This is a genomic window from Streptomyces daliensis (assembly GCF_054782395.1).
The window spans coordinates 385,170-411,258 of record NZ_BAAGSO010000094.1 but is presented as its reverse complement, the minus strand read 5'-3'; the positions used below and the strand labels follow the sequence as shown (position 1 = coordinate 411,258).

At 70.9% G+C, this 26,089-nt stretch carries 24 protein-coding genes; 14 read left to right on the top strand and 10 right to left on the bottom strand.

The annotated features are described in order from the left end of the window. Window positions 1-206: 206 nt before the first annotated feature. Window positions 207-1,253, bottom strand: coding sequence for a transcriptional regulator (locus tag ACYVOO_RS24280; RefSeq protein WP_461017805.1), 1,047 nt, complete (start codon window positions 1,251-1,253; stop codon window positions 207-209). Window positions 1,254-1,369: 116 nt separating this feature from the next. Further along, complete coding sequence (locus ACYVOO_RS24275; RefSeq protein ID WP_461017804.1) at window positions 1,370-2,251, bottom strand: transcriptional regulator; 882 nt, start codon at window positions 2,249-2,251, stop codon at window positions 1,370-1,372. Between the two features lie 742 nt (window positions 2,252-2,993). On the opposite strand from ACYVOO_RS24275, the gene ACYVOO_RS24270 reads away from it, so the two are divergent. From ACYVOO_RS24270 to ACYVOO_RS24260, 3 genes are all read left to right on the top strand, one after another. Further along, window positions 2,994-3,464, top strand: coding sequence for a cold-shock protein (locus ACYVOO_RS24270; RefSeq protein ID WP_461017803.1), 471 nt, complete (start codon window positions 2,994-2,996; stop codon window positions 3,462-3,464). 383 nt (window positions 3,465-3,847) lie between these two features. Beyond that, window positions 3,848-5,053 (top strand): MBL fold metallo-hydrolase, encoded by a 1,206-nt coding sequence (locus tag ACYVOO_RS24265; protein WP_461017802.1) that lies wholly within the window; start codon window positions 3,848-3,850, stop codon window positions 5,051-5,053. A gap of 41 nt (window positions 5,054-5,094) precedes the next feature. After that, window positions 5,095-6,216, top strand: a complete 1,122-nt coding sequence (locus ACYVOO_RS24260) for a VOC family protein (protein ID WP_461017801.1) — start codon at window positions 5,095-5,097, stop codon at window positions 6,214-6,216. Between the two features lie 73 nt (window positions 6,217-6,289). On the opposite strand, the gene ACYVOO_RS24255 is transcribed toward ACYVOO_RS24260, so the two are convergent. Continuing rightward, complete coding sequence (locus ACYVOO_RS24255) at window positions 6,290-7,306, bottom strand: LacI family DNA-binding transcriptional regulator (protein ID WP_461017800.1); 1,017 nt, start codon at window positions 7,304-7,306, stop codon at window positions 6,290-6,292. 318 nt (window positions 7,307-7,624) lie between these two features. Here ACYVOO_RS24255 and ACYVOO_RS24250 point away from each other — a divergent pair, with 318 nt between their 5' ends. The 4 genes from ACYVOO_RS24250 (at window position 7,625) to ACYVOO_RS24235 (ending at window position 12,796) form a co-directional block, all read left to right on the top strand. Then, the gene (locus ACYVOO_RS24250; protein WP_461017799.1) at window positions 7,625-8,941 is read left to right on the top strand and encodes an ABC transporter substrate-binding protein; all 1,317 of its coding nucleotides are present in this window, start codon (window positions 7,625-7,627) and stop codon (window positions 8,939-8,941) included. Window positions 8,942-9,204: 263 nt separating this feature from the next. After that, entirely contained in the window at window positions 9,205-10,242 is a 1,038-nt protein-coding gene (locus ACYVOO_RS24245) for a carbohydrate ABC transporter permease (protein WP_461017798.1), read from the top strand. After that, window positions 10,239-11,171 (top strand): carbohydrate ABC transporter permease, encoded by a 933-nt coding sequence (locus ACYVOO_RS24240; protein WP_453351227.1) that lies wholly within the window; start codon window positions 10,239-10,241, stop codon window positions 11,169-11,171. The genes ACYVOO_RS24245 and ACYVOO_RS24240 overlap by 4 nt, the downstream gene beginning before the upstream one ends. A gap of 146 nt (window positions 11,172-11,317) precedes the next feature. Continuing rightward, window positions 11,318-12,796, top strand: a complete 1,479-nt coding sequence (locus ACYVOO_RS24235) for a GH1 family beta-glucosidase (protein ID WP_461017797.1) — start codon at window positions 11,318-11,320, stop codon at window positions 12,794-12,796. A gap of 68 nt (window positions 12,797-12,864) precedes the next feature. Here the strand turns inward: ACYVOO_RS24235 and ACYVOO_RS24230 are convergent, their stop codons facing one another. Then, window positions 12,865-13,875: a Gfo/Idh/MocA family protein gene (locus ACYVOO_RS24230; RefSeq protein ID WP_461017796.1), complete on the bottom strand. Its 1,011-nt coding sequence runs from the start codon at window positions 13,873-13,875 to the stop codon at window positions 12,865-12,867. A 93-nt stretch (window positions 13,876-13,968) separates the two neighbouring features. Further along, a complete protein-coding gene (locus ACYVOO_RS24225) occupies window positions 13,969-14,631 on the bottom strand; it encodes a hypothetical protein (RefSeq protein ID WP_461017795.1) in 663 nt (220 codons plus the stop codon). Between the two features lie 188 nt (window positions 14,632-14,819). On the opposite strand from ACYVOO_RS24225, the gene ACYVOO_RS24220 reads away from it, so the two are divergent. Next, the gene (locus ACYVOO_RS24220; RefSeq protein ID WP_461017794.1) at window positions 14,820-15,425 is read left to right on the top strand and encodes a GNAT family N-acetyltransferase; all 606 of its coding nucleotides are present in this window, start codon (window positions 14,820-14,822) and stop codon (window positions 15,423-15,425) included. A 45-nt stretch (window positions 15,426-15,470) separates the two neighbouring features. Here the strand turns inward: ACYVOO_RS24220 and ACYVOO_RS24215 are convergent, their stop codons facing one another. Together ACYVOO_RS24215 and ACYVOO_RS24210 are read right to left on the bottom strand one after the other, a co-directional pair. After that, window positions 15,471-16,745, bottom strand: coding sequence for a ricin-type beta-trefoil lectin domain protein (locus ACYVOO_RS24215; RefSeq protein ID WP_461017793.1), 1,275 nt, complete (start codon window positions 16,743-16,745; stop codon window positions 15,471-15,473). 185 nt (window positions 16,746-16,930) lie between these two features. Next, window positions 16,931-18,250: a glycosyltransferase gene (locus ACYVOO_RS24210; RefSeq protein WP_461017792.1), complete on the bottom strand. Its 1,320-nt coding sequence runs from the start codon at window positions 18,248-18,250 to the stop codon at window positions 16,931-16,933. A gap of 144 nt (window positions 18,251-18,394) precedes the next feature. Between ACYVOO_RS24210 and ACYVOO_RS24205 the strand changes: the two genes are divergently transcribed. Further along, entirely contained in the window at window positions 18,395-18,802 is a 408-nt protein-coding gene (locus tag ACYVOO_RS24205; protein ID WP_461017791.1) for an SH3 domain-containing protein, read from the top strand. A gap of 75 nt (window positions 18,803-18,877) precedes the next feature. On the opposite strand, the gene ACYVOO_RS24200 is transcribed toward ACYVOO_RS24205, so the two are convergent. Further along, on the bottom strand, window positions 18,878-19,765 hold the full coding sequence (locus ACYVOO_RS24200; RefSeq protein WP_461017790.1) for a ScbA/BarX family gamma-butyrolactone biosynthesis protein: 888 nt from the start codon (window positions 19,763-19,765) through the stop codon (window positions 18,878-18,880). A gap of 180 nt (window positions 19,766-19,945) precedes the next feature. On the opposite strand from ACYVOO_RS24200, the gene ACYVOO_RS24195 reads away from it, so the two are divergent. The 3 genes from ACYVOO_RS24195 (at window position 19,946) to ACYVOO_RS24185 (ending at window position 22,305) form a co-directional block, all read left to right on the top strand. Next, on the top strand, window positions 19,946-20,560 hold the full coding sequence (locus ACYVOO_RS24195) for a ScbR family autoregulator-binding transcription factor (RefSeq protein ID WP_461017789.1): 615 nt from the start codon (window positions 19,946-19,948) through the stop codon (window positions 20,558-20,560). Beyond that, complete coding sequence (locus tag ACYVOO_RS24190) at window positions 20,557-21,489, top strand: NAD-dependent epimerase/dehydratase family protein (protein WP_461017788.1); 933 nt, start codon at window positions 20,557-20,559, stop codon at window positions 21,487-21,489. Before ACYVOO_RS24195 ends, ACYVOO_RS24190 begins: the two co-directional genes overlap by 4 nt. A 162-nt stretch (window positions 21,490-21,651) precedes the next feature. After that, window positions 21,652-22,305 carry a TetR family transcriptional regulator gene (locus tag ACYVOO_RS24185; RefSeq protein ID WP_461017787.1) on the top strand — a complete coding sequence of 218 codons (654 nt, stop codon included), beginning with the start codon at window positions 21,652-21,654 and terminating at the stop codon, window positions 22,303-22,305. A gap of 105 nt (window positions 22,306-22,410) precedes the next feature. On the opposite strand, the gene ACYVOO_RS24180 is transcribed toward ACYVOO_RS24185, so the two are convergent. Together ACYVOO_RS24180 and ACYVOO_RS24175 are read right to left on the bottom strand one after the other, a co-directional pair. Next, window positions 22,411-22,722: a hypothetical protein gene (locus ACYVOO_RS24180; RefSeq protein WP_461017786.1), complete on the bottom strand. Its 312-nt coding sequence runs from the start codon at window positions 22,720-22,722 to the stop codon at window positions 22,411-22,413. A 142-nt stretch (window positions 22,723-22,864) separates the two neighbouring features. Further along, a complete protein-coding gene (locus ACYVOO_RS24175) occupies window positions 22,865-23,554 on the bottom strand; it encodes a TetR family transcriptional regulator (RefSeq protein WP_461017785.1) in 690 nt (229 codons plus the stop codon). Between the two features lie 270 nt (window positions 23,555-23,824). Between ACYVOO_RS24175 and ACYVOO_RS24170 the strand changes: the two genes are divergently transcribed. Then, complete coding sequence (locus ACYVOO_RS24170; protein WP_461017784.1) at window positions 23,825-24,100, top strand: hypothetical protein; 276 nt, start codon at window positions 23,825-23,827, stop codon at window positions 24,098-24,100. Between the two features lie 101 nt (window positions 24,101-24,201). Continuing rightward, entirely contained in the window at window positions 24,202-26,046 is a 1,845-nt protein-coding gene (locus tag ACYVOO_RS24165; protein WP_461017783.1) for a S8 family peptidase, read from the top strand. The last annotated feature ends 43 nt before the right edge of the window (window positions 26,047-26,089 follow it).

The following is a 26,089-nucleotide window of genomic DNA, read 5'->3' as shown; positions in this document are numbered from 1 at the left end:
ACCGTCGAAGAATCCGCCCAAAGATAGGAAACGGGACACCGCACGGTCAACAGACCGCCGCCGGAGCGGAGCGGTTCTGGACAGCGGGGCCCGTTTCCCCCTTTCTCGTCCGACGGCCGGAACCGGAGCCGGAGCCGGAGCCACAACCGGAACCAGAACCGGGGCCGGGGGTGAGCCCGGTCCCGGTCCCGGTCCCGGGACCGGGCTCAGTCGGAGGCGCGCAACTGCTCCTCGAACTTGACCCAGCTCTCGGCGTACTGCCGCGCCAGATCGGCCGTCGTGCGCGTGCAGTGCTGCGGCACGGCGGCCAGCAACTCGGACCAGTCCTGCGTGACGACCGCGTTGTGGTGAAGGAGCCGCAGCAGCTCGCGGCCCATCTCCTTGTGGCGCAGCGAAGGGTCGCGCAGCAGCTTCTCCAGGGCGTGACCGGGGTCGAGCTGCATCGGGTCCGCACGGCGGCGGGCCTGGGGCCGCCCGTCCTGTTCCGGGTCCGACGGGTGGGTGTGGGCCTCAGCGTCGGAAGCGGAGGCCAGGGCTCCTGCGGGTGGCTCGCCGATCGCCAGCCGCCTCTTGACGTCCCGCACTGTCGCGGGCGATATCCCCGCAAGCCTGGACACCTCGCGCAGCGAGGCGTGCGGGTTCGCGGTGAGCACCTGGGCGGCCCGCAGCCGCCCCTCGGCGCTGTTCAGCGGGCGGGTCTTGCCATCCATGCCGACCCGTGCGTGCACATGCGGCCCGGAGAGGTCCAGGCGGCGCCGGAGCGCCGCGACGGTCTTGGCGCCCAGGCCGGTGGCCCGGGCGATCGCACGGTCCGAGATCCGGGCGTGCGAGACGACGATCCGCTCGGCCGCGGCGCGACGGTCCGCGAGCGACAACGGAAGACCATGGGCCATATTGGCCCGGACAGCGCACAGAAAGGCATCCTCCGTGCTGCCGTCGAAAAACACCGCGCGTATTCTTTCCTCGCCGCGCAATATGGCGGCGAAGACGCGATGCACTCCGTCGATCACCTGCATATTGCACCTGTTGACGAGTATGGGAGGAAGCAGGCTTTCGGTTTCCGCCAGGCGAATGATATGTTCTTGATTCTGCCCCTCGGTGCGCGGAGATTCCCCCAGGTGCAGCGCCGATATCGCGACGGTCGTGATCTCTTGCGCGAGCTCGAAATGGTGTTCTTCCGGCCATTCCGTTGTGCTGGTGTCCGGTTCCTTGATGGCAGGGGCAGACCCGTTGATGGAGTCGGGCTGCTGCAATGAAATCACCTCGCGTGCGGGCGGCGACGGTCATTTCGCAGGGGGTAGCACCAATGTCACACGTCGGTTATGCGCTGTCCAGTGCCACACCGCTTGACAGAATGACGCCTCGTCCCTCACGTGGCCGGAGCCGCCCGGCCCTCGTGATGCGCGGCGAGCCGGCGTCGGCGCGGCGCGGGGGCCCGCTCGTCCAGCGCCTGCGCGAACTCCAGCCAGGTGTCCGCGTTCTGCCGCGCCAGCGCGATGACCAAGGCGTCGCAGTGCGGTGGTACGGCCTCGGCCAGCTCGAACCACCTGTGTATCCCGATGACGTTGAACTGCATCACGCGCAACAGCCGTCGCCCCATCTCCGAGTTGCGGACGGAGGGGTCGTGCACCAGCGGCTCCAGCAGGGAGGCCGATTTCTCCCGCGGTCTCCGCGCCCAGCTGTGCCGGGGCTTGGGCTCCGAGAGCTGCTCCGTGAGCGGGGGCGGCTCTGCCGGCGGCTCCGGAGGAGGAGCGGCGGGCGGCTGCGCCGGCTCGGCGACGACGCTCTCGCCCGCGAGGACGCGCCTGCGCACGTCGCTCGCCGTCGCCGGTGAGATCCCGGCCAGCCGCGCCACTTCCCGCAGGGATGCCGTCGGATTCTGGGCGATCACCTCTGCCGCCCGCCGCCGGCCTGCCGCGCGGTCAACCGGCCTGACCCTTCCGTCCTTGCCGATACGGGCGTTCAACTGCGGCTCGGAGGCATTTGAACGCCGGATGGCCGCCACACTCTTCGCCCCGAGGCCGGAAGCGCGCGCGATGGCCCGGTCCGACATGTGGGAGTGGGAGGCGATGAGCCGCGTCGCGGCCGCTCTCCGGTCCGCCTGTGACAGGGGCAGGCCGTGCTGGGTGTTGGATTCCACGGCGAGCAGGAAGGCGTCGTCCCGTGAGACGTCGACGAGTACGGCCCCGATCGTCTCCCGCCCCTTGAGGATGGCGGCGAGAACGCGATGCACGCCGTCGACGACCTGCATGCTCCGCCGGTTCACCAGGATCGGCGGAAGCGGCGTCTCGCTCTCCGCGAGCTGCTCCGTGTATTTCTTGTCCTGCCCCGCAGAGCGGGGCGAGTCACCGAACTGCAGAAGCGATATGGGGAGATGCGTGAATTCCCCCCGCAGACGGATCTCCCCGCTGCCCGTATCTGCCGATTCGATTGCCGGGTCGTTTGTCGGGCCAATGCGTGCCGTGTTCGATCCTGGGTGCAAAATGTTCACACCATCCCCCTGTGGTGTAGCGGTGCAGGAGTGCGACCCCTGCGAAACCAGCGCGGAAAATCCCTTCTATATCCGCAACGGCGGCGCAAAGGGGTGTGAACGCGCCGGATGAGAGATGGGAAGGGATACGCTGTGCATACACCGGAAGAGTGGTCGTTTTCCCCAGCGGATACGCATCAGTATCGAGTGGATTCCTCAGCCGGCCGACCGATTCGCAAGCCCCCGCAAGCCCCCGCAGCGTATGGTTGCTTTGCATCGATTGCTTTGCACCAACGCATGTGACCTTCGATGCTAGCGGGGTCTGTTGTGATGTCAACCGAGCGGAAGGACGCGGTAAAGAACGCGAAAAGATCCTTTTGGTGGACGTCGATGTTCCGGTACCGAGTTACCGGTAGTACATCGACGTGCGGAACGCGGGACCCCCCTCGCTGGCCGGGCGGGTGAAGAGCTACGATCCCTGTGTGGTCGGGCAAAGGGCCCGGGTGTGTTGGGGGTGTGGTGTATGGCTTCTGGGCGTGTGGTGCGGTTCGACAGCATGCGGGGCTACGGGTTCATTGCTCCCGATGACGGGGGAGAGGACATCTTCCTGCATGTGAACGATCTGCTGATCCCCGAGGAATATCTCCGTTCGGGACTGGCGGTCGAATTCGAGGTCGAGGACGGTGATCGGGGACAGCGGGCATCGCACATCAAGCTCTCGCAGACGGCCGAAGCGCCGTCCGCGCCCGCCGCCGGGCGAGCCGCCCAGGCGGCACCGGGTTCCTCCTCGGCCGGGGGCCGAGGACCGGATTCGGCCAGAACGGCGGCGGACGGCGAGTATCCGATGTGTGACGTCCTCACCGCCGAGGAGTACACCAGGGATATCACCGAGCTTCTGCTGAAGACGGGGCCTTCCCTGACGGCGGAGCAGATCCTCCAGCTCCGGCATGAGCTGATGAAGTTCAGCGAGAGCCACGGCTGGATCGAGGACTGAGTGACGCGGGGCGGGCCCCGCGTGTGAAGCGATGAGCCGGCCGCCGCCAAGGCGTCCGGCTCACCGCCGTTTCGAGCCCTATGGAATGGCGGCGGGCGTTCAAGTGCGTGTCGCGGCAGTTGAACACATCAGTGCGGTCTTGTTCTTCCGAAGTGCCGCATGCCATAGTGCGGAGCACGAGCGCTACAAGTCCAGGGCAGCGACTGGAAGTCGCGCCGGAGTCCTCGAACCGTCAAGTGCGGGTTCTGTTCTGTTTCTCTTCTGGGAGATTGAGGGCGCACATGGTGGATGAGCTGATGTTTCTCCAGCAGAAGGCGCCCGTCGGGCTGTCAGGGGAAACATTCTCCGCCCGGCCTCATGCGGGAGAACGGATAGCCGACGCGATGAATCCCGTATTCCTGGAATCTCCCGTGCTGGAATCCTGCGCGCGGTCGCCGGAAACGTACGTCACAAGGCACGCCGCAACACACGTCACGGCGAAGCGGAATCCGGAACCGTACGGCGGATCGTCCGGCCTGGGCGGCTCCCGGGCGCCGGACGCGCTCGGCCGCCTGCGCGAGACGCTCGGGCTCGACGCCGCCCAGGCGGAGCAGTTGGCCATGCTGCTCCGCGAGTCCGCTGGCCCCTCGCCGCACCGGCACATCGAAGCCGGCGGACGCATCCGCTACTTCGGGCACGCCTGCCTGGCGCTCCAGACCCCCGAGGGCGCGGTGGTGACGGATCCCTTCATCAGCGCGGACGGCGGCACCGAGGACCACTACACGCTGGACGACCTGCCCGACTTCATCGACCTCGTGCTCGTCACCCACGGGCACCAGGACCCCATCGTGCTGGAGACGCTTCTGCAACTGCGCGGTCGCATCGGCACGATCGTCGCGCCCCGCGCCTCCCGCACGTCCCGCGCCTCCCCGGGCCCCTGCGCGGACCCGGACGGCCCCTCCACCGGGCTGTACCTCAGCCGGCTCGGCTTCCCGGTGGTCGAGGCCGACGACTACGACGAGTTCCCCTTCCCCGGCGGCCGGGTGGTGGCCACACCGTTCCTGGGAGAGCGCGCTGCCCAGGATCCCGCTGCCATGGATCCCGACGCCGACGCCGACGCCGACGCCCTGGGCCTCGGCCTCCCGGCCTTCGGCGAAGGGGCGACGTACTGGGTGGAGCTGGCCGGCCGCTCGGCGTTCATCGGCACGGACTCGTCGGGCACCGACCCCGCGCCCTACCGCTGCGTCCGGCAGCTCCTGGGCACGGCCGACTACGCCTTCCTCGGAATGGAGCGCGACAGCGCCCCGCCGAGCCCGCTCCACCGCCCCCCGCTGTACCTGCCGGGCAGGGAGAGGCCGAGCAGCCACCCGCGCAAGCGGAAGCCGACGGGTCTGAGCGCCGCACAGGCGGCCACGATCACCACAGAGCTGGGAGCCGGCGAGGCGTACGTCTACGCCGTGGGCGAGGAGCCCTGGCCGGGAAACCTCATGGCCGCGACGCGTCGCGAGGACACGTACGAGGCCGAGCAGATAGACGAGTTCATGATGTGGTGCGCGGATCACGGAATCAGGGCCGGACACCTTCACAGCCGACAGGAACGGCACTGGTGACGGCCACCACCTTCGTCATACGTCCGTCCAGGAGAATCTCAATGACTGTGCACGACATCGCGTACGTCGAGCTCTACACGAGCAACAAGAAGTCCGCCGTCGACTACTTCGTCTCCTCGATGGGGTTCTCGCGGGTGGCGGAGGCCGTGGGTGTGGACCACAGCTCCGCGCTGCTGCGGCAGGGCACGGTGCAGCTCGCCGTCACCACGGGTCCGGCCACGTGGAGGTTCCTCGGCGAACATGGGGACGGCATCGCCGACATCGCCCTGACCTGCGACGACGTCGAAGAGGCCGTGCGGTCGGCGGTGGCGGCCGGAGCCACGGTGACGGGCCCAGGACAGAGCCGTATGGGCCTGGCCCAGGGCAACCCGGCGGTCTCCGCCTTCGGCGGCACGACACACACCCTCCTGCCCCGCGACCACGGCCCGGCGGCGGGCCCGCCGCCCGGACGCAACTGGACCACACTGCCGGACGCATCGTTACAGGACACATCGTTACCGGACGCAGCGGCACCGGAGGCGCCGGGACCGGAGGCGCCGGAACAGGACGCGCCGAGCGGCCCGCACACCGGCCGGATCCAGTTGCTCGACCACATCGCGGTATGCCTCGAAGGTGCCACGCTCGACAAGTACGGCGACTTCTACCGCGATGCCTTCGGCATGTCCTGCTACTCCTCCGAGTACGTGGACGTCGGCGCGCACGCGATGGACTCCGTCGTGATGCGCAGCTCCTCCGGCCGGGTCACCTTCACCCTCGTCGCGCCGGACCCGGGCAAGGGGACGGGCCAGCTCGACGCCTTCCTGGAGCGGAACGGCGGCCCGGGTGTGCAGCACCTGGCGTTCCTCGTCGAGGACATCATCCCGACGGTCCGCGAGTACAGGGACCGTGGCATGGAGTTCCTGACCGTTCCGGACACCTACTACGACAGCCTGGAGAAACGGCTTCCGGGCATGCGGGCAGAGGTCGGCATGCTGCGCTCGGCGCAGGTGCTGGCGGACCGCGACGAGTGGGGCGACCTCCTGCAACTGTTCAGCCGTTCACCGTACGAGCGCAACACGCTCTTCTACGAGCTGATACAGCGCCGCGGCTCCCGCGGCTTCGGCAGCTCCAACATCCGGGCACTGTACGAGGCGGTGGAGCGCGACCGGCTGACCGCCGAGTGAGCCACGGGCGGACCCGGCCGGACCCGCCCGGGCCCGCTGCCGGGCAGTCTCCGGACAGCCTCCGCCAGGAGACTCACGACGAGTCGCGGACGACCAGTTCCGTGGGCAGCACAATGTGCTGCCGCGAAGCCTCCGGATCGGCGATCTCTTCCAGGAGGATCCGCGCGATGCCGCTGCCGATCTCCTCGACGGGCTGGCGCACGCTCGTCAGGGACGGATTGGTGTGCCGGGCGAGGATCGAGTCGTCGAAGCCGACCACGGCCACGTCGTCCGGGATGCGGCGTCCCTGAGCGCGCAGCTCCGCCATCGCGCCCGCCGCCATCACGTCGGACGCGACGAACACGGCGTCCAGCTCAGGGGCCCGTTCAAGAAGCGAACGCATCGCTCGCTGGCCACCCTCCTCGGTGAAGTCTCCGGTGGCCACGAGGTGTTCGTCCGTCGCGCGGCCCGCCTCCGCGAGCGCTTCCCGCCAGCCCTGGAACCGCCCTCGGCCCACGTCCATGTCGAGCGGGCCCGTGACCGTGGCGATCGTGCGGCGCCCCCGTGCCAGGAGGTGCCGCACCGCCTCGGCGGCGCCGCCGAGGTTGTCGGAGTGCACATGGCTCAGTGACTCGTCGGGGGAGCGGCGCCCCGCGAGCACGGTGGGCAGCCCCATGTCCTCCAGCAGTCCCGGCAGCGTGTCGCGCTCGTGCACCGACACCAGCAGCACCCCGTCGACGCGTCGCTCGGCGACGGACTCGGTGAGCCGGTCCTGTTCGCCCTGGTCGCGTACGAGCATGAGCTGGAGCTGGGTCCTGGTGTCCATGAGCGCCGTGCTCACGCCGCGGATGACGGCGGAGAAGTACGGCTCGGAACCCAGCCTGCTCTCCGACTCCGGGATCACGAGTGCGACGGAGTTGGTCCTGCGGGTCACCAGTCCGCGGGCTACGGAGTCGGGTACGTAGTTCAGCTCGGCGATGGCGGCCAGAACGGCGGCCCGCGCCTCGTCGCTCACGAGTGTCGATCCGTTGATGACACGGGAGACCGTGGTGCGGCCGACACCGGCACGCGCGGCCACGGTCTTGATGGTCGGCCGCCGGCTCGCCCCCATGGCTTCCTCCCTCGTCCCGCCTGCCGCTCTGGCCCGCTCGCCAGCGCATTGTGCCAGAAGGACCGCCGCGCCGAGCGGTGCGCGAGGGGCGGGGGAGGGGTGGCGGAGGGCGTCGGAGCCCCGGGACACGGGACACGCTCCCGAAATCCGTTGGTTTCAACTTCTTGACAGAGCCATAGCGGGGCGGCCAGTCTTCGGGTCACTTGATGGGAACGTTCCCACCCTGAGTTGGGAACGTTCCCATCGCAGACTTGAGCCGCGGAGCGGACCGACAGGCGCGTACTCCGGTGCGTCGGGGCCGCCGCTGGGGAGGACGAAATGGGCAGGGCTCGCACGCTAAGGCGTACAAGAATTACGGCCACGGTCTCGGCCGTTGCCGCGCTCGGACTGATCGCGGGCTGCGGTGGCAGCAGCGGCGGCGGCAACACGGGCGGGGGAGTCAAGGACGGCAAGACGACCATCACCATGGGCCTGTTCGGCGTGATGGGCTTCAAGGAGACCGGCCTGCTGGACCGGTACATGAAGGAGCACCCGAACATCGAGATCAAGGCCGAGGTGGCGGGGGACGAGCAGACGTACTACACCGCGCTCCAGACCCACCTGGCCGCCGGAAGCGGGCTCAAGGACATCCAGGGCATCGAGGTCCTGCGGGCCAAGGACATCGTCGACACCCAGTCGGACAAGTTCGTCGACCTCTCCAAGACCCCCGGCAAGGACCACTTCCTGCCCTGGAAGCTCAACCAGGTCACCGGCTCGGACGGCAAGGTCGTCGGCCTCGGCACGGACATCGGCCCGATGGCGGTCTGCTACCGCAAGGACCTCTTCGAGCAGGCGGGCCTGCCCACGGACCGCGACGAGGTCGCGAAGCTGTGGGAGGGCGACTGGGCGAAGTACGCCGAGGTCGGCGAGGACTTCAAGAAGGGCTCCAAGGACGACGACGTCGCGTTCACGGACAGCTCCAGCGGGCTGTTCAACGCGATGATCTACGGCAACTCCAAGCAGTTCTACGACGAGGACGGGGAGCTGATCTACCAGAAGAACCCCGTGGTCAAGGACGCCTGGAAGCTCGCCTCGAAGGTGGCCACCTCCGGTCTGACGGCCAAGCTCCGCCAGTTCCAGCCCGGCTGGGACCCCGGTCTGGCCAACGGCACCTTCGCCACGACCGTCTGCCCCGCCTGGATGCTCGCCCACATCAGCGAGAAGGCGGGCGAGAAGAACAAGGGCAAGTGGGACGTGGCGAAGGCCCCGCAGGGCGCCAACTGGGGCGGCTCCTTCCTCGGTGTCACGGAGGCCAGCCCCGTCAAGAAGGAGGCGAAGAAGCTCGTCGCCTGGCTCACCGCGCCCGAGCAGCAGGAGTACCTGTTCAAGAAGCTCGGCAACTTCCCGTCCTCGGAGGAGGCGCTGAAGGCGCCCGCCGTGTCGGGGGCGAAGTCCGAGTACTTCAGCGACGCGCCGATCGGTGAGATCTTCGGCGCCGCCGCCACGGAGATCCCCGACAAGCAGGTCCTGGGCCGCAAGGACGGCACGATCAAGGACATCTTCTCGCAGGGCCTCCAGCTCATCGAGTCGAAGAACGAGGACCCCGACAAGGCGTGGGACACCACGGACGGCCGCATCAAGAAGGCCGCGGGCTGACCGGGCCGACCCGTCGCTGACCCTTCGGGGCTCACCGGGACGCGCCGGGTCACGGCCAAGGCCCACGGCCCACGGCCATCCGCCGCACCGCCCGGCGGCCGCTCCTCGCCGGTACGGGCGGGCCGCAGAGCCCCGTACCGGCCGGCCGCCGGGCCCCGGGCGGGCGTCCGTCCTCCGGGGCGGGCGCCCCCCGCCCGCCCCGTCCACCCGTTCCGCTTCGTCCCGTCCCTTCTCCGCAGAGCTTTCAGGAAGGATGCCTTCCGGTGGCCACCTCCACCCCCGTACCCCGGACCGGCGGGTCCGCCGAGGAGCCGGGCGCCGTACCGGTGCCCGGCGGCCCCGGTCACGACCGCCAGGGCCGCCCCCGCCAACGCCGGCGCGCGCTGCTGCACCGTCTCGACGTGCGCGCGGCGCCTTACGCCTTCGTCGCGCCGTTCTTCGTCGTCTTCGCGGCCTTCAGCTTCTATCCGCTGATCTACACCTCCTGGATCTCCCTGCACCGCGTCGAGCTGGCCTCGATGAACCTCATGGAGTGGGTGGGCTTCGACAACTACACGGCCCTGTGGGCCGACGCGCGGTTCTGGAACGCGCTGCTCAACACGATCACCATCGGTGTGATCTCCACCGTCCCGCAGCTGCTGATGGCGCTGGGGCTCGCGCATCTGCTCAACTACAAGCTGCGCGGCTCGGTGTTCTTCCGGGTCGCGGCGCTGACGCCGTACGCGACCTCGGTCGGCGCGGCGGCGCTCGTCTTCACCATGCTCTTCGAGCGCGACTTCGGCATGATCAACTGGGTGCTCGGCCTCTTCGGCGTCGAAAGCCTCGACTGGGAGAACAACAAGTGGGCCGCGCAGATCGCCATCTCCTCGATCGTGATCTGGCGCTGGACCGGCTACAACGCGCTGCTCTACCTGGCCGCCATGCAGGCCATCCCGCGCGACCGGTACGAGGCGGCGGCCATCGACGGCGCCTCGCGCTGGCAGCAGTTCACCAAGGTCACCGTCCCCGGCATCCGCTCCACGGTCCTCTTCACGATCGTGCTGTCGACCATCGGCGCCACCCAGCTCTTCGGTGAGCCGCTGATCTTCGGACAGGGCCCCAACGGCATCACCGGGGGTGCTGACAACCAGTACCAGACCCTCGGACTGCTGCTGTACGAGGAGGGCTGGAAGAACTACCAGATGGGCCGGGCCGCCACCGTCGCCTGGGCCATGTTCCTCCTGCTGATCCTCGTCTTCGTCCTCCAGCGCGTCGTCAAGCGCCTCGCGTCCCGTACGTCGACCAGGAGCAGCACGTCATGACCACAGACAGCCTTCCGGCACGGACGGAAGCCCGCACCCCCGTCCCCGCCGAGACGGACACCGCGCCAGGGGCGCGGCGAAGGCGGCGCTCGCTGCGGACGGGCGCCGGGCGGCAGCACCACGCCGGGCCGCTCGCCTACGTACTGCTCGGCCTGGCCGCCGTCGTCTCGCTCTTCCCGCTGTACTGGACGATGGTCGCCGCATCCAGCGACAACACCCGGGTCACCCAGACGCCGCCGCCGTTCCTGCCGGGCCCGCACCTGCTCGACAACCTCGGCAAGGCGTGGCAGGACGCGGCGCTGGGCAAGGCCATGGCCAACAGCCTCATCGTCGCGGGCGTCATCGCGCTGTCCACGGTGCTGTTCGCCACCCTGGCGGGCTTCGCCTTCGCCAAGCTGCGCTTCAAGGGGCGCAACATCCTGCTGATGCTCGTCATCGGCACGATGATGGTGCCGCCGCAGCTCGGTGTCGTCCCGCTGTTCATGATGATGACCGAGCTGGGCTGGGGGCAGCGGCTGCCCGCGGTCATCTTCCCGACGCTGGTGAGCGCGGTCGGCGTGTTCTTCATGCGGCAGTACCTCTCGGAGGCGCTGCCCGACGAACTCGTCGAGGCGGGCCGGGTGGACGGGGCGCACTCGCTGCGCATCTTCTGGAGCATCGTGCTCCCCGTGGCGCGGCCCGCGATGGCCGTCCTGTTCATGATCACGTTCGTGCACGCCTGGAACGACTTCTTCTGGCCGTTCATCGTGCTGGACATGACCAACCCGACGGTGCCCGTCGCCCTGACCCAGCTCAGCGCGGGCTATGTGCGGGACCAGTCGCTGATCATGGCGGGCGCACTCCTGGGCACGCTGCCGCTGCTGGCCCTGTTCGTCGTCTTCGGCCGCCAGATCGTCGGCGGCATCATGCAGGGCGCGGTCAAGGGCTGACCCCGCGCCGCCGCTCCTCCCATGCCGTCCCTCGGCGCCTCTCCGTACCTCCGCGTACCTCTCCGCACCACCCAGTACCACCCAGTACCACCCCGTACCAACCCCGTACCGCGATTCCTCATCGCTCCCCACCCGGAAGGACCTTCGTGACCACAGCGACCCGACGTTCGGCCCCCGGCCCCGAGACCGCCGCGAGCCCCGCGAGCGCGGAGCCCCGCGTCTTCCCGCCCGGCTTCACCTGGGGGACGGCCACCGCCGCGTACCAGATCGAGGGCGCAGCCGCGCTGGACGGGCGGACCCCGTCCATCTGGGACACCTACGCGCGCACCCCGGGCAAGGTGCGCAACGGGGACACCGGCGACGTCGCCACCGATCACTACCACCGCTGGCGCGAGGACGTCGCGATCATGGCCGACATGGGGGTCGGCGCCTACCGCTTCTCCCTGTCCTGGCCGCGCGTCCAGCCGACGGGGCGCGGGCCCGCGGTGCAGAAGGGGCTCGACTTCTACCGTCAACTGGTCGACGAGCTGCTGGAGAAGGGCATCAAGCCCGTGGCCACGCTCTACCACTGGGACCTGCCGCAGGAGCTGGAGGACGCGGGCGGCTGGCCCGAGCGGGCGACCGCCGAGCGCTTCGCCGAGTACGCGGAACTCGCGGCGCGGGCGCTGGGCGACCGGGTGAAGACCTGGACCACCCTCAATGAGCCCTGGTGCAGCGCCTTCCTGGGCTACGCCTCCGGCGTCCACGCGCCCGGACGCACCGACCCTGTCGCCGCGCTGCGTGCCGCACACCACCTCAACCTCGCGCACCAGTGGGGAGCGGAGGCGCTGCGCGGGGAACTGTCCCCCGACGCGCAGGTGTCGATCACGCTCAACGTCCACCACGTGCGCCCGCTCACCGAATCGCCGGAGGACGTCGACGCGGCGCGCCGCATCGACGCGCTGGCCAACCGCGTCTTCACAGGGCCGCTCCTCAAGGGCGCCTACCCGGCCGATCTGCTGCGCGACACCGAGCGGCTGACGGACTGGTCGTTCGTGCGCGACGGCGACCTGGCGCGCACCCGCAGGCCGCTGGACTTCCTGGGCGTCAACTACTACACACCCACCCTGGTCTCCGCCTCGACGGGGGAGGGCGCCCACACCTCGGACGGGCACGGCAACAGCGCCCACAGCCCCTGGCCCGGCGCCGACAACGTCTCCTTCCACCGGCCCCCCGGCTCGACGACGGCCATGGGCTGGGCGGTCGACCCCAGCGGGCTGCACGATCTGCTGATCCGGCTCGGGGACGACTTCCCCGGTCTGCCGCTCATGATCACCGAGAACGGCGCCGCTTTCGACGACTACGTCGACCCGGCGGGCGAGGTCCGCGACCCCGACCGCATCGCCTATCTGCACGGCCACCTCGACGCCGTCCACCGCGCGATCGAGGCGGGCGTGGACGTCCGCGGCTACTTCCTGTGGTCCCTGCTGGACAACTTCGAGTGGGGCTACGGCTACAGCAAGCGCTTCGGAGCCGTCTACGTCGACTACCCGACGGGCAAGCGCATCCCGAAGGCCAGCGCGGGTTGGTACGCGGGGGTGGCACGCGCCAACGCCCTGCCGGGGACGGCCGATCCGGTGAGCTGACCCTGTGTCAGGTCTGGTGGGGTGGGGCCGCCGCGGACACGTCCGCGACGGCCCCACCCCATACGCGTTCACGCGCCGGGGCGGCGCACCTCCTCGCCGGGGTAGCGCACCCCGGTGAGCGAGCGGATCCTGTCCAGGGTGCCCATGACCTCCAGCGTCCCCGCCATCGGCACCAGCGAGGACCCCGTCGCACCCTCGCGCAGACACCGGGTCACCTCGCGTATCTGGTGCCCGTAGCCGTTGCCGCTCCGGGGCGGCTCGGGGAAGGACTCGGGCTCACGGCCCTCGCGGGTCAGGACGAAGCCCCTCGGGTTGAAGAAGTCCGAGGGGATGTCGATGCGCCCCTCGGTGCCGTGGACGACGGCGCTACGGGCGCTGTCCGCGGCGATCGAGCAGGACAGCACGGCCATCGCCCCGCCCTCGTACCCCAGGACAGCGCCGGTGCTCTCGTCCACGCCGTCCGGTGTCAGATGCGACCACGCCGTCACCTCGTCGGGCGGACCCAGCAGCAGATGCGCGAGCGCGACGGGGTAGGTGCCGAGGTCCAGCAGCGCGCCGCCGCCCGCCGCCGGATCGCGCAGCCTGTGCCCGGGATCGGCGGGAGCGCGCGCCCCGAAGTCGGCGTGCAGCGACCTGACCTCGCCGATGGCGCCCTCGTCCACGAGCTGCCGGACCCGGCGGACGGTGGGGTGCAGATACGTCCACATGGCCTCCATGAGGAACACCGACCGCCGCTCGGCCAGCGCGGCCATCGCGGCGGCCTCGGCCCTGTTGAGGGCCATCGGCTTCTCGCACAGCACCGCCTTGCCCTCCTCCAGGCAGACGGTGGCGGCGGCGAGATGGTGCGCGTGCGGGGTGGCGACGTAGACGACGTCCACCTGGGGATCGCCGGCCAGCTCCTTCCAGGTGCCATGGGCACGGGGGATGCCGAAGCGCTCGGCGAAGCGCCGCGCCGACGCGTCGGAGCGGGAGCCCACGGCGGTCACCTCGGCGTCGGGCTCGGCGAGCAGATCCTCGGTGAAGGCGGCGGCCATGGGCCCGGTGGCGAGAATGCCCCAGCGGACGGGTGTGTCGGTCATACGGGCCCAACGAACCGGCTCCCGCCTCCGGTTCCGGCTCGGTGGCCGGAGGCGGGACCGTTCCGGGCGTGTCCGGTGCCCGTCAGCGTCGGGTCAGCCGCCGTACGGGTTGCCGTTGCCCTGCTGCGGGGGTGTCTGCGCGTAGCCGTACGGAGCGGGCTGGCCCTGGCCCTGCTGCTGGGGCGCCGGGTTGCCGTACTGGGCCTGACCCTGACCCTGCCCCTGGAGCAGGTGCCGGGGGTCGGGCTGCGGGTGGCCGCCGTACTGGGGCGGGGCCTGCGGTGCGGCCTGGGGTGCGTAGCCCTGCTGCTGGGGTGCGGCCTGCGGCGCGTAGCCCTGCTGTTGCGGCGCGGCGCCGATCGCGGACAGGAACTGCTCCAGCTCGCCGCGCCACATCCGGTGCACGTTCAGGCGGATGGGGTTCGTGGTCCCGGGGAGCGCCATGTGGAAGGAGCTCCAGAGCGGGTTGAGCCCGACCTGCGAGACCGTCGCCGGGGCCTGGTCGCGCGGGATCACGTACGAGACCTCCTGCGGACGCTGGCTGAACCGGTGCATCCGGTGGAGGACGACGGCCTGGTCGGTGAGCGTGACGAAGTAGTACTTCACCATGAGCTGCCCGATCAGCCCCAGTGCGCCGGTGAGCCAGGGAGTGGGTCCGGTGAGGCAGGTGACGGTCACCAGTGCCCGGTCGCCCGGCGCGGCCTCGGCTATCGCCGCCGAGACCTGCTCTTTCATCGTGGCCTTACGCATCGCCATGCGGCTGTTCCCCCGATTTCCGTTCGTTCGTGTGCGTCGTTCGTATGCGCCGGACGGCGCGTTCCGGAGGGGAGCCTACATGTTCATGATCAGCCTTCGGCCCCGGCCCTGGAGCCCGTGCCGGAGCCCGCGCCGGGCCGGTCGGCGCCCTACGGTGGACACGCCCGCAGCGCCCCCAGGAGGCACCCTTGCCCGACGCATCCACCCCGTCCGGCGCACCGCAGGCCGGACTCCGTACTCCCCGCCTCCTGCTGCGCCCCTGGCGCCCCGATGACCTGGCACCGTTCGCCGAGCTGAACGCCGACCCCGAGGTGACCGCGCACTTCCCCGCGCCCCTGGACCGGGCGGCCAGTGACGCGCTCGCCGCCCGTGTCGCCGGGCTGATCGAGGAGCAGGGCTGGGGGCTGTGGGCCGTCGAAGTGGTGGCGACGGGGGCCTTCGTCGGGTTCACGGGGCTGTCGCGGCCCGCCTTCGAGGCGTCCTTCACGCCTGCCGTCGAGGTCGGCTGGCGGCTCGCCCGCTCCGCATGGGGCCACGGCTACGCGACGGAGGCCGCCACGGCCGCGCTCGACTTCGCCTTCGACGGGCTGGGCCTGACGGAGGTGGTCTCCTTCACCGCCGCGGACAACCGCCGCTCCGTCGCCGTCATGGAGCGGCTGGGGATGACGCACGACCCGCGGGGCACGTTCGACCACCCCCGCCTGCCGGCGGACGACCCGCTGCGCCGCCATGTGCTGTACCGCGTCACGGCCGAGCGGTGGCGCGACGGCCGTCGCGGCGCGCGCGAGGGGTGACCGGTTCACGGGCCCGCCGTGCCGTGGTGCGCGCCCGCGCGGGTGTCAGCCGCTCACCGTCCACTTCTGCTGCGCGGCGCCGGTGCAGGTCCAGATCTGGGTACGGGTGCCGTTGGCCGTGCTGCCGTCGCGCGCGTCGAGGCACTTGTCGGCCTGCGGGTTGACGATGTCGCGTGCCGCCGTGACGGTCCAGCGCTGTGCCGCCGTGCCGTTGCACTCCCACAGTTGCACGGCCGTGCCGTTGGCTGTCCCCGCGCTGGTGACGTCCAGGCACTTGCCGAGGGCGCGCAGGGAACCGTCGCTGCCCTTGCTCCAGCGCTGTGCGTCGGTGCCGTTGCAGTCGTAGAGCTGCACGGGGGTGCCGTTGGCGGAGTTCGCGCCCGCCACGTCCAGGCACTTGCCGCCGATGCCGGTGATGGGCCCGCCGGAGCCCGAGCCGCCGTTGCCGGTGCTGACGCGTACGTAGTCGACGACGAGCTGCTGCGGGAAGGTGGTGCTGCCGTCCGGGTCGCCCGGCCAGTAGCCGCCCACGGCCAGGTTGAGGATCAGGAAGAACGGCTTGTTGAACACCCAGGCTCTGCCGCCGAGATCGGCGGGGGTGCGGCGCTGGTAGACGTTCCCGTCGACGGACCAGGTGATGGCGTCGGGCGACCAGTCGATGGCGAAGGTGTGGAAGGCGTCGGCGAACTGCTGGCCGCCCGCCAGCGTGTAACCCGCGCCGATGCCGCCGGAGCCGGAGTACCCGGGGCCGTGCAGGGTGCCGTGCACGGTGGAGGGCTCGAAGCCGACGTTCTCCATGATGTCGATCTCACCCGAGTTGGGCCATCCGACCTGCCCGATGTCGCTGCCCAGCATCCAGAAGGCGGGCCACATGCCCTGGCCCCTCGGCACCTTCATGCGGCTCTCGACGTGCCCGTACTGCGTGGTGAACTTGCCCGAGGTGTTGAGCCTCGCCGAGGTGTACTCGCATCTGCCGTACCAGCACTGGTAGTTCTCCGGGTTCTCCCGGCGCGCGGTGATGACGAGGTTGCCCTGGCCGTCGAGCGCGGCGTTGCGGTTGCCCGCCGTGTAGTACTGGCGCTCGTGGTTGTTGACGTTGTCGCCGGTCTCGATCTGCCACCGGGAGGAGTCGACGGCGGAGCCCGCGGCACCGTCGAAGTTCTCCGTGAACGTCTCGGCGAGGGGGACGGCTTCGCCACCTGCGGACGGTTCCGGCACCCCGGCCGGGCTGGCGCTCGCGGGCGCGGCGAGGACGGGGGCGACGAGGACGACGGACAGCAGAGTGAGGAGCAGACGCCGTGCTGAGCGCGGGGAGTTCATGACTCTCCCTTCCGGTACACGGGACGGAAATGCTGTGGGGGTGGCGCCGAACCGGTGCGGACGGGGTTACTTCACAGCGTGATTTAAGAAGTGAACTAACCCTCTGTCAAGGTCTTGGTATGGACCACTCCCGTGTGCCGCGCACGCACACCGGCAGGATTCCGCTTCATCCGGCCACCCGCTCCTCAGCCCTTCGCGAGCCCGTCCACCGAGGCGAGGACCGCGCCCGCGCCGTCCTCGGCGCGCAGCCTGGCGGCCACCTCGGCGGCCCGCTCGCGGTAGGGCGGGCGCCTCGTGGCCTCCACCAGCGCGGCCGTCAGGGCCCGTTCGTCCAGGCGGCGCAGCGGGACCGCGCACGGTGAGACGCCGAGCGCGGTGAGGCGGGAGGCCCAGAACGCCTCGTCGAACTGGATGGGCACGGGCACGGCGGGGACACCGGCACGCAGCCCCGCGGCCGTCGTACCGGCGCCCGCGTGATGGACCACGGCGGCCATGCGGGGGAACAGCAGCGAGTGGGGCACCTCGTCGACGGTCAGCATGTCCTCGCCCCCGCCCCCCTCGCCCCAGTGGTCTCCGTCGCCCGTGCCCTCGGCCCGCAGCCCGCCCCACCCGCGCTGCACCACGCCCCGCAGCCCGGCCGCGCGCAGCGCCCGTACCAGCAGCGCGCTCAGCCGCGCCGGGTCGGGCACCGTCGCGCTGCCGAGACCGACGAAGACGGGCGGCGGGCCCGCGTCCAGGAAGGCCAGCAGCCGGTCGGGAAGCCGGGCCTCGGGCGGATCGTGGGGCCACCAGTAGCCGTCGACGGTCAGTCCGGCGCGCCAGTCGCCGGGCCGCGGCACGACCAGCGGGCTGAACCCGTGGTGCACGCGCCAGCTCTGGCGCTCTCGCGCCCGGTGCCCGGTCCGCACGGCGGCACGTCCGTGTCCATGGGCACCGCGTCCACGGGCGTCGCTGAGCAGTTCCCGTACGGCGGTCCGCGTGGCATCGGCGAAGACGCGGTCGACGGCGTGGTTCACCGCGTGCCCGGCCAGGAGGTTCGCCGGGCCTCCCCAGGAGCGGGTTCCGGTGACCGGCGGCGCGAACGCGCGGGTGGGGGCGAGCGGCTGGAGATAGACCCCCATGCTCGGCAGCCCCAGCTCCTGCGCGACGGCGTGGCCCAGCGGCGCGAGGGAGGCCGACAGCAGCAGCGCGTCGCTGTGCCGCGCGGACTCCACCAGACCGTCCGCCATCCGCCCCACCACGGCCTGCGCCAGCCCGATCACCCGCGCCAGCTTTCCGGCGCCGGTGCGGCTGCGGTGCAGTCCCCGCCCGCGCGCGGACTCCAGCTCGGCTCGCGGATCGACGGGTAGCGGGTGGAAGGCGGCTCCCGAGGCGGTCACCAGCTTCGCGAACGAGGCGTGCGTGACCACGGTGACGCTGTGCCCGCCGGCGGCCAGACGGTGGGCGAGGCCGGTGTAGGGAGCGACGTCGCCTCGCGAACCCGCGGTCATCAGTGCCACACGCATGGCCGTCAGTATGTCCCGGCCGAGGGTCCGTTCCGGGTAAGCGCGTACGGGACGCGCGCGGAAGGACCCTTCTTTGGGCAACCTTTCCCCTGCTCGACATGTCATAAGGCGTGCAACGCTCATAAAGAAAGAAAAAGGGGAAACATGACTACGTTTCGTCTCAAGCGTCGCGTCACGGCCGGGGTCGCTGGCCTCGTGCTGACCGGCTCCGCTCTCCTGGCGGCCACCCCGGCCCTCGCCTCGGACGCCGCCCCGGCCTCCGCCTCCGCCGCGCGGGGGAGCACGTCGGCCAAGGAGGCCGGGACCGCTTCCGCACTGCCGCAGGGCAAGGTGGTCTCGCGCATCACGCTGAACATCCGTGAGAAGCCGACCACCCGCTCCGCCTACCTCGGCGGCCTGAAGCCGGGCACGGTCGTCGCCCTGTACTGCAAGGTCAGAGGCCAGAACGTCGACGGCAACAACCTCTGGTACCTCCTGGGAGGCCCGAAGCCCGGCTATGTCGCGGCCCGCTACGTCAAGAACCTGTCCCACGTGGACTACTGCGAAAGCTGACCCCGTACGCCGGTGTACCGGCGCGGCGGTACGGGGCCGGGCCCGGCGCGTGCAGGGCCGGCCCCGTACCACTCCCTACGACGCCGAAGCGTCCGGCGCGTCAGCCACCCGTACGGTCCCGGACAGCGCCTCCTGGCCGTCCTGGCTCACGGACACCCGGAAGGTGTCGCAGCCCTCCGCCACGGGCGCCGCGATCTCGATCCAGCAGGGCTTGTCCAGCTCGACGTACCGGATGAAGGTGACGTCGATGCCCGTCAGGACGGTCTCGCGCGGGAGGGCCGCCGCGTGGGCGCCCTGCCGGGCCGCCTCCATCAGCAGCATCCCGGGCGCGTGGTCCACCGGGTGGTCGAACAGCCAGGGACTGGTGGTGTCCACCCGTAGCTGCCACGGCCCCGAGCCCGCGAGGCCCGGTGAGAGGACGACTTCGCGGGCGAGTTCCCGCCCGGCGCTCGCGGGGGAAAGTGCAGGCGGAAGAGGGACGGCGCGTGCCCTGCTCATCGCCTCCTCGGGGGACGCGCTGGGTCCGCGCAGCCGCCGGTAGATCTCGGCGGGGTGGGCGGTGTAGACCGTGGAGACCGTGCCCACGATCTCCCCCTCGTGCTCCACGACCATCTCCAGCGCCGCGCCCCGGAAGCGGCTCCCGGCCTTCGGGCCCTGCGCCGCGGCGATCCGCACGGTGATCTCGGCGGGGCGGTCGGTGACCCGCAGGAAGTGCGCCGAGGTCTCGAAGCTGAAGGTCTTCCAGACGAGCTGGTGCCCGTGCGGCATGCCGTAGGCGGCGTGGGACAGGAGCGGGAGGATCTGGCGGGCCGTCTCCACCATGAGCATCGGATCCTGCCGTCCGTCCCGGGTACGCCAGTATCCGTGGTCGCGCGGCCACTGGGCCCACACCTCGAAATCCGCCTCGCCGGTTCGGCGCCAGCCGGTCGGCAGCACTTCGCTGACCGCGGACTTGTGGACCACCGCGCGCTCCACAGCCTGGGAGTACGTAGAGTTCTGCGATAGTCCGGGCACGACGGTAGTGGCAGGCATGAGGCGTCCTTCGCGTCGACGGGGCCAGACTTGCTGTCGGAAGATCCGCCAAACGTAGCGGACAGTCGTTTTGATTTGCGAGGACAGATGGGGCAGTCAGGCAACAAACCCATGCAGCAAAGGGCCATCGAGACACGGCAGATGATCCTGGAAGCGGCGGCCGAGGTCTTCGACCGCGACGGCTACTCCGGCGCGACGATCGCCAAGATCCACCAGCGCGCCGGGGTCACGCAGGGAGCGCTGACCTTCCACTTCCGCACCAAGCTGGATCTCGCCCACGAGGTGATGAACGCCCAGAAGAACCACTTCTCCCTGCCCCCGGGTGAGGACGGTCTTCAGCGGCTCATCGACACCACGCTGCTGCTGGCCCAGGAACTCCAGACCAACATGCTGCTGCGCGTCGGCGTCCGCCTCGCCGTCGATCAGGAGCTGATCGGCATCCATGACCCGACCCCGTACCAGATGTGGGTTGACGAGTTCAAGGGTCAGCTCTCCGCCGCCGCGGCGCGCGGCGAGCTGCGGGAGCACGTGGACGTGGAAGAACTGGCCGAGCTGCTGGTCGGCATCTACACCGGCATCCAGCTCTTCAGCCAGTCGGCCTCGCGCCGTGCCGACCTGCCCGAGCGCCTCGTCTCCTTCTGGCGGTACTGCATGGGCGGCTTCGTCCCGCCCCATGTGCAGGCCGAGATGACCGTCGACGCCGACCAGTTCACGGCGGCCGTATGACCGGCCGGATCCTGCTCACCGGGGCGAGCGGCTTCATCGGCTCGACCGCCCTGCGCACCCTCCTCGACCTCCCCGAGCCGCCCCGCGTCCGTGCCCTCACCCGTGGCGCCCGGCCGCTGCCGGCCGGAGTGGAGCCCGTCCCGGCCGACCTGGCCAGGCCCGAGTCGCTGACCGGCGTGTGCGCGGGGACCGATGTCCTCGTCCATCTGGCCTCCCACATCGGCTCCGACGAGGAGGAGTGCCATCGGGTCAACGTCCTGGGTACCGCAGCGCTGATGGCCGAGGCGCGCGCCTCGGGCGTCCGCCGCGTCGTGCACCTCTCCACCACCGCCGTCTACGGCCCGGGGCCGCACAGCGGGCCCGACGTGGACGAGGTGCCCCGCCGCCCCGTCTCGCCCGCGAGCCGCACCAGGCTGGAGGGGGAGGCCCACGCGCTGCGCGCCGGTGCCCTCGTGCTGCGTGCCGGCCTGGTCACGGGCGCGGGCGACCGCTGGGTCGTGCCCGCGCTGGCCCGCCTGCTGCGGGACGTGCCCGGGTACTGGGATGCCGGGCGCGGCCTCATCTCCCTGATCGCCGTCGAGGACCTGGGCCGTCTCGTCGCCGCCGCGGCGCTCGGCGCCTCCGCGACGGGCGTCCAGCACGCCGTCCACCCCGAACCGGTGCGCACCCGCGACCTCCTGGACACCCTCGCGGACGGGAAGGTCCTGCCCGCGCCGCCCCGCGATCTGACGTGGGAGGAGTCCCTCGTCCGGCTGAAGGAGAGCGGATCGCCCGTCAGCGAGCGCCAGTTCTCGCTGCTCGCGCGGGACCACTGGTACCGCGGCGACGCCGTCTGGCAGCGGTGCGGCACAGCGCCTGGGCCCGGCCCGCTGGCGCGCCTCGCGCACGCCGCCGAGTGGTATCGGTCACATCTCACGCCTCAGGGTTAGCAGCGGCCCCTGGAATACCCCCGACCCGCCGCAGGGGTGCTTCATGGCCCGCGAAAGAAACGAGGCGTCCTGTATGTTTATCCTCGCTGCAACTGCTCGATCACCGGGATTCTTTGTCCGAGCGGCCCGTCGGAAGGGCGGGCCCGACGAGAGGGCGTACAGATGAGGCAAGAGCGCGCGGAGCGAACGAAGAGCGCCCTGGTGCTGGCGGCGGCCTCCCTGTTCGACGGCGTCGGCTACGAGTGCACGACGCTCTTCCAGGTCAGCAGTCTCGCCGCGGTCAGCAAGGGAGCCCTGTCCTTCCACTTCGCCAACAAGGCCGATCTGGCCGACGCCGTACAGTCCCTTGCGGTGAAGAGGGCGAGCACCCGCATCCGGGAACTGCGCTCCAGGGACCTGCCCGCGCTCCAGAACCTGATCGACCTCACCCACCTCATCGCTCACCAGCGGTCGCAGGACGAGGTGATCAGGGCGTGCGAGAAGCTCGACAGGGAGCTGCACGCCGAACGCGAGCCGCGGCTCTCCGCGCTCTGGCGCGCGGAACTGCACGACATCGCGCGGGAGGCGGAGCGGGAGAGCGGTCTCGCGTCCGGCCTCGGCGTGCACGCCGTCGCGTCCATGGCCTACGCCGTCAGCACCCGTCATCTGTCGGCCGACGTCGACGTCCACGAGGAGCAGACCGGGCTGTGGCAACTGGTGATCCCGCAGATCACCGCCGTCAACAGTCCCTGGCCGCTGTGGCCGCAGGGCACCGAGGACTTTTCCCCGTCCGTTCCTTCCCCGCGGACGCCGCAGCCGGAGGCCCAGCCCGCCTGAAGCGGGCGGGCCTCCGGCGTGGGGGCTCGGGTGCGTCGAAGAGCGGGGCGAGGACACGGGCGCGGTCGCACCGCGACACGCTGACCGCTCCCCGCTCCTGCGCCACTACTGCTCCCAGTCGTCCTCCAGGCTGCGGTTGACGATGACGTCGAGCCGGTAGACCTCCTCCGTCTCGTCCGGCTGGATGCCGTGCGCGCACTTGTGGTGCGGGGTCCACGACAGGCTCTCGATCAGGGCGTTGCGGTGCTGCTTGCACCACTCACCGAACCGGATGAACAAGTCGCCCTCGTCCGGGCCCGTGAAGGTCAGCATCTGAGTCCTGGTCACACGCGGTTCGACGGGCCCGGGATCGGGCAGCTCCCGCAGCGCCGGTGGAGGGAAGACGGCGCCGGTCTCCCGACGGTTGACTGTGGTCATCGCAAGCGGTCCTTACGGAGAAGGGCGGCGCCTGCCGCGGCGGGCGGCAGGCGCCGTATCACTGAGGAGCGGTGGACAACGGTGACAGTGACCCGCCGGGACGGCGGCAGGGGAACGGTCTGGACGGTCTGGGTGCGCGGGCTCAGCTCGCGCGCCGCGCCGCGGGCACGAGCGGCAGCGGATCGTCGCCGAGACCCGCGCCGAACGAGTCCTCGCTGCCCTGTGCCCGCAGGGGCCAGGGGCTGAGCGGGGCGACCAGCGAGGGGAGTATCAGCTCCCACGCCTCCGTGAGCCGGGCACGGACCCCGGCCACCGGATCGCCCTGGAGGATCTGCTGGCCCGCGCTGAGCGAGAGCGCGGTGTGCGCCGTCGTACGGGGATCGGTGTCGGGCCGCAGGCTGTGGTCCTGCTGCGCCTCGACCGCGACCTCGACGAACCTGCGCTGCCAGTTGTGGAACAGGTGCAGCGTCGGGCTGACGGAGCAGTCCGACTCCCGCTGGTGCTCGGCCACTTCGCGCCAGGCCCGCACGATGTAGTCGTGTGTGAGCTGGTGGGCGACGAGATGGCTGAGGTCGATGAGCGTCTGGAGCGCGGGGAGATCCCTGGCCCGCAGCTCCTCGACCCGCTGCTCCGCGTGCTGACAGGCCAGTTGCTGGACCGTCACGGCGAGATCGGCCTTGCTCTGGAAGTGGAACGAGAGGGCGCCCTTGCTCACGGCTGCGGTGCGGCTGACCTCGGAGAGGGTGGCGCGCTCGACCCCGACCTGGTCGAACAGTTTCGCCGCCGCCAGAGTCAGAGCGTATCTGGTGCGCTCAGCGCGCTCTTGCCTCATCGGGGGACCTTCTATCAGGCGGGCCCATGTCCTGGGCAGTTACGGGTGGGGACGGAAGACAGCACGAGTATAAAACAAAAGGGATACTCTGTTTTGTTTGAATGCCGGAGTATTTTTCCCGCGGGGGTAAAAAGACGCGGGGCGCCGGGTGATGACGGCGTGACGGAGCGGTGACGGCGCCCCCTGTAGCGTCGCGGTCCCGGTGGGCGTCCGCTGATGCGCGGGCGGGCGGCCCGCGGCAAAGGGCGGGGGGTTCGGGGGTGTTCGGACATGGCCACGGCGGGCGAGGTGGTGGTCCAGCTCAGCACGTCACAGGGGTACGGCGCCGCACGGGCACCGGGCGGTGCCCTGGACTGTCTGCGGGAGCGGTTCGGCCTCACGGCGCGGCCCATGTACCCGGGCGCGGACGACGCGTCACTGCTGGACTGGTACACGGTCGCCGTACCCGCCGGGGCTGGGGCCGACGCCGAGGACGTCGCCGCCGCACTGCGCGAGCGGCCCGACGTCGACGCCGCCTATGTGAAACCACCGGCCGAGCTTCCCTAGCCGTTTCCGGCGGGTCCCGGAGCGGGGGAGCCCGGGGGAGTCCCGAGGTCCGGGCCACGAGGTGTGGCCGTACGGCGTACGCGAGTGGTGAAGGAGAGACCGTGTCACAGCGACCAGGTGCAGCAGACGCAGGGGGCGGCAGCCCGGCAGAGATCATCGAATCGCTCTTCGGCCGCGCGGAGCTGGTGTGCGTGGCGCGCGCCGACGCGGGGGTGCGCATCACCCCCACCGGCGCGACCGCCTCGGCCGAGGTGGAGGTGAGCGGCCTGGACGCGGTCGCCGCCGATCCCGACGTCACCATCAGCCCGCTGTTCGGCAGCCCCGAGCGCCTGCTCGCCCAGGAGGTGACGGCGGCGCCCGGAGCGGGACCCGGGGCGGGATCGGGCACGGGGTCGGACATGGTGTCCGACCGCGAAGTCCTGACGAGGATGGGCCTGTTCTACCAGGTCGAGGCCCCGGAGGACCGCCTGGAGGAACTCGCGGACCGGCTGCGCGCCTCCGACGCGGTCGAGGGCGCGTACGTCAAACCCGGCGTCGCGCTCGCGGGCCCCGCGACCTCCGGTCATCGCAGCGCACCCGCCGCGCGCAAGACGAAGAAGCAGGCGCAGGACGTCGACCTGCCGCCGCTCAACGACATGGCACCCCAGGAGGTCGAAGCACCGCCGGCGACCCCCGACTTCACCGCCAGGCAGGGCTATCTCGACGCCGCACCCGGCGGCATCGACGCACGCTACGCGTGGACGCTGGCGGGCGGACGCGGTGCGGGTGTCCGCGTGGTCGACTGCGAGTGGGGCTGGCGCTTCACCCACGAGGACCTGCTGCTCAACCAGGGCGGCATCATCTCGGGCACCGGCAGCACCGACACCAACCACGGCACAGCCGTCCTCGGCGAGATCGGCGGCGACGTCAACACCATCGGCATCACCGGCATCTCACCGGACGCGGTGACCAGCGCGTCCGCGTTCTCCATCGCGACCGCCACCGCCATCCGCAACGCCGCCGACCGCCTCGGCCCCGGCGACGTCCTCCTGCTGGAGATCCACCGCGCAGGGCCCAACGCCACCGGTGTCGGCCAGCAGGGCTACATCGCCGTCGAGTGGTGGCCCGACGACTATCTGGCCATCCGGTACGCGGTGAACAGGGGCATCGTCGTCGTGGAGGCGGCGGGCAACGGCGCCGAGAACCTGGACGACGCGGTGTACGACACCCCGCGCGCGGGCTTCCCCTCCTGGTGGCGCAACCCCTTCCGGCGCAGGGAACTGGACGCGGGCGCCGTCCTCGTCGGAGCGGGAGCGCCGCCGCCCAACACCCACGGGCGCGACCACGGCCCCGACAGGTCCCGGCTGGACTTCTCCAACTACGGTGCCGCGCTCGACACACAGGGCTGGGGCCGTGAGGTGACCACCACCGGCTACGGCGACCTCCAGGGCGGCGCCAACCAGGACCTCTGGTACACCGACCAGTTCAGCGGCACCTCCAGCGCCTCACCCATCGTCGTCGGCGCGGTGTGCTGCACCCAGGGCGTGCTGCGGGCACAAGGCCGCATCCCCCTCTCGCCCTCCCGGGCCCGCCAGTTGCTGCGTGCCACGGGATCGCCGCAGCAGGACGCGCCGGGCCGCCCGGCGACCCAGCGCATCGGCAACCGGCCCAACCTGCGCCAGCTCATCCCGGCGGCACTCCAGACGCAGAGCTGGACCGGGGTGCAGTTCCGCGGCTCGCTGAGCGGGGGGCAGACACGCCGCTGGTTCACCTACCAGTGGCCCGCGCACTGGCATGTGCTCTGGACGGTCGTGCCCACCACACCCCGCCCCGGAGCGCCGCAGATCCGCTGGCGGGTACGGGTGGAGCGCGCCAGCGACATGTACGCCACGTACTGGATCGACGTGACCAACCTCGTCGGTGACCCGGTCGACTTCGAGGCCCGCTTCGCGGTCCTCGGCTGGTGAACGGGTTCCGCGACACCGACAGGCTCCGCAAGGCGGACAGGCT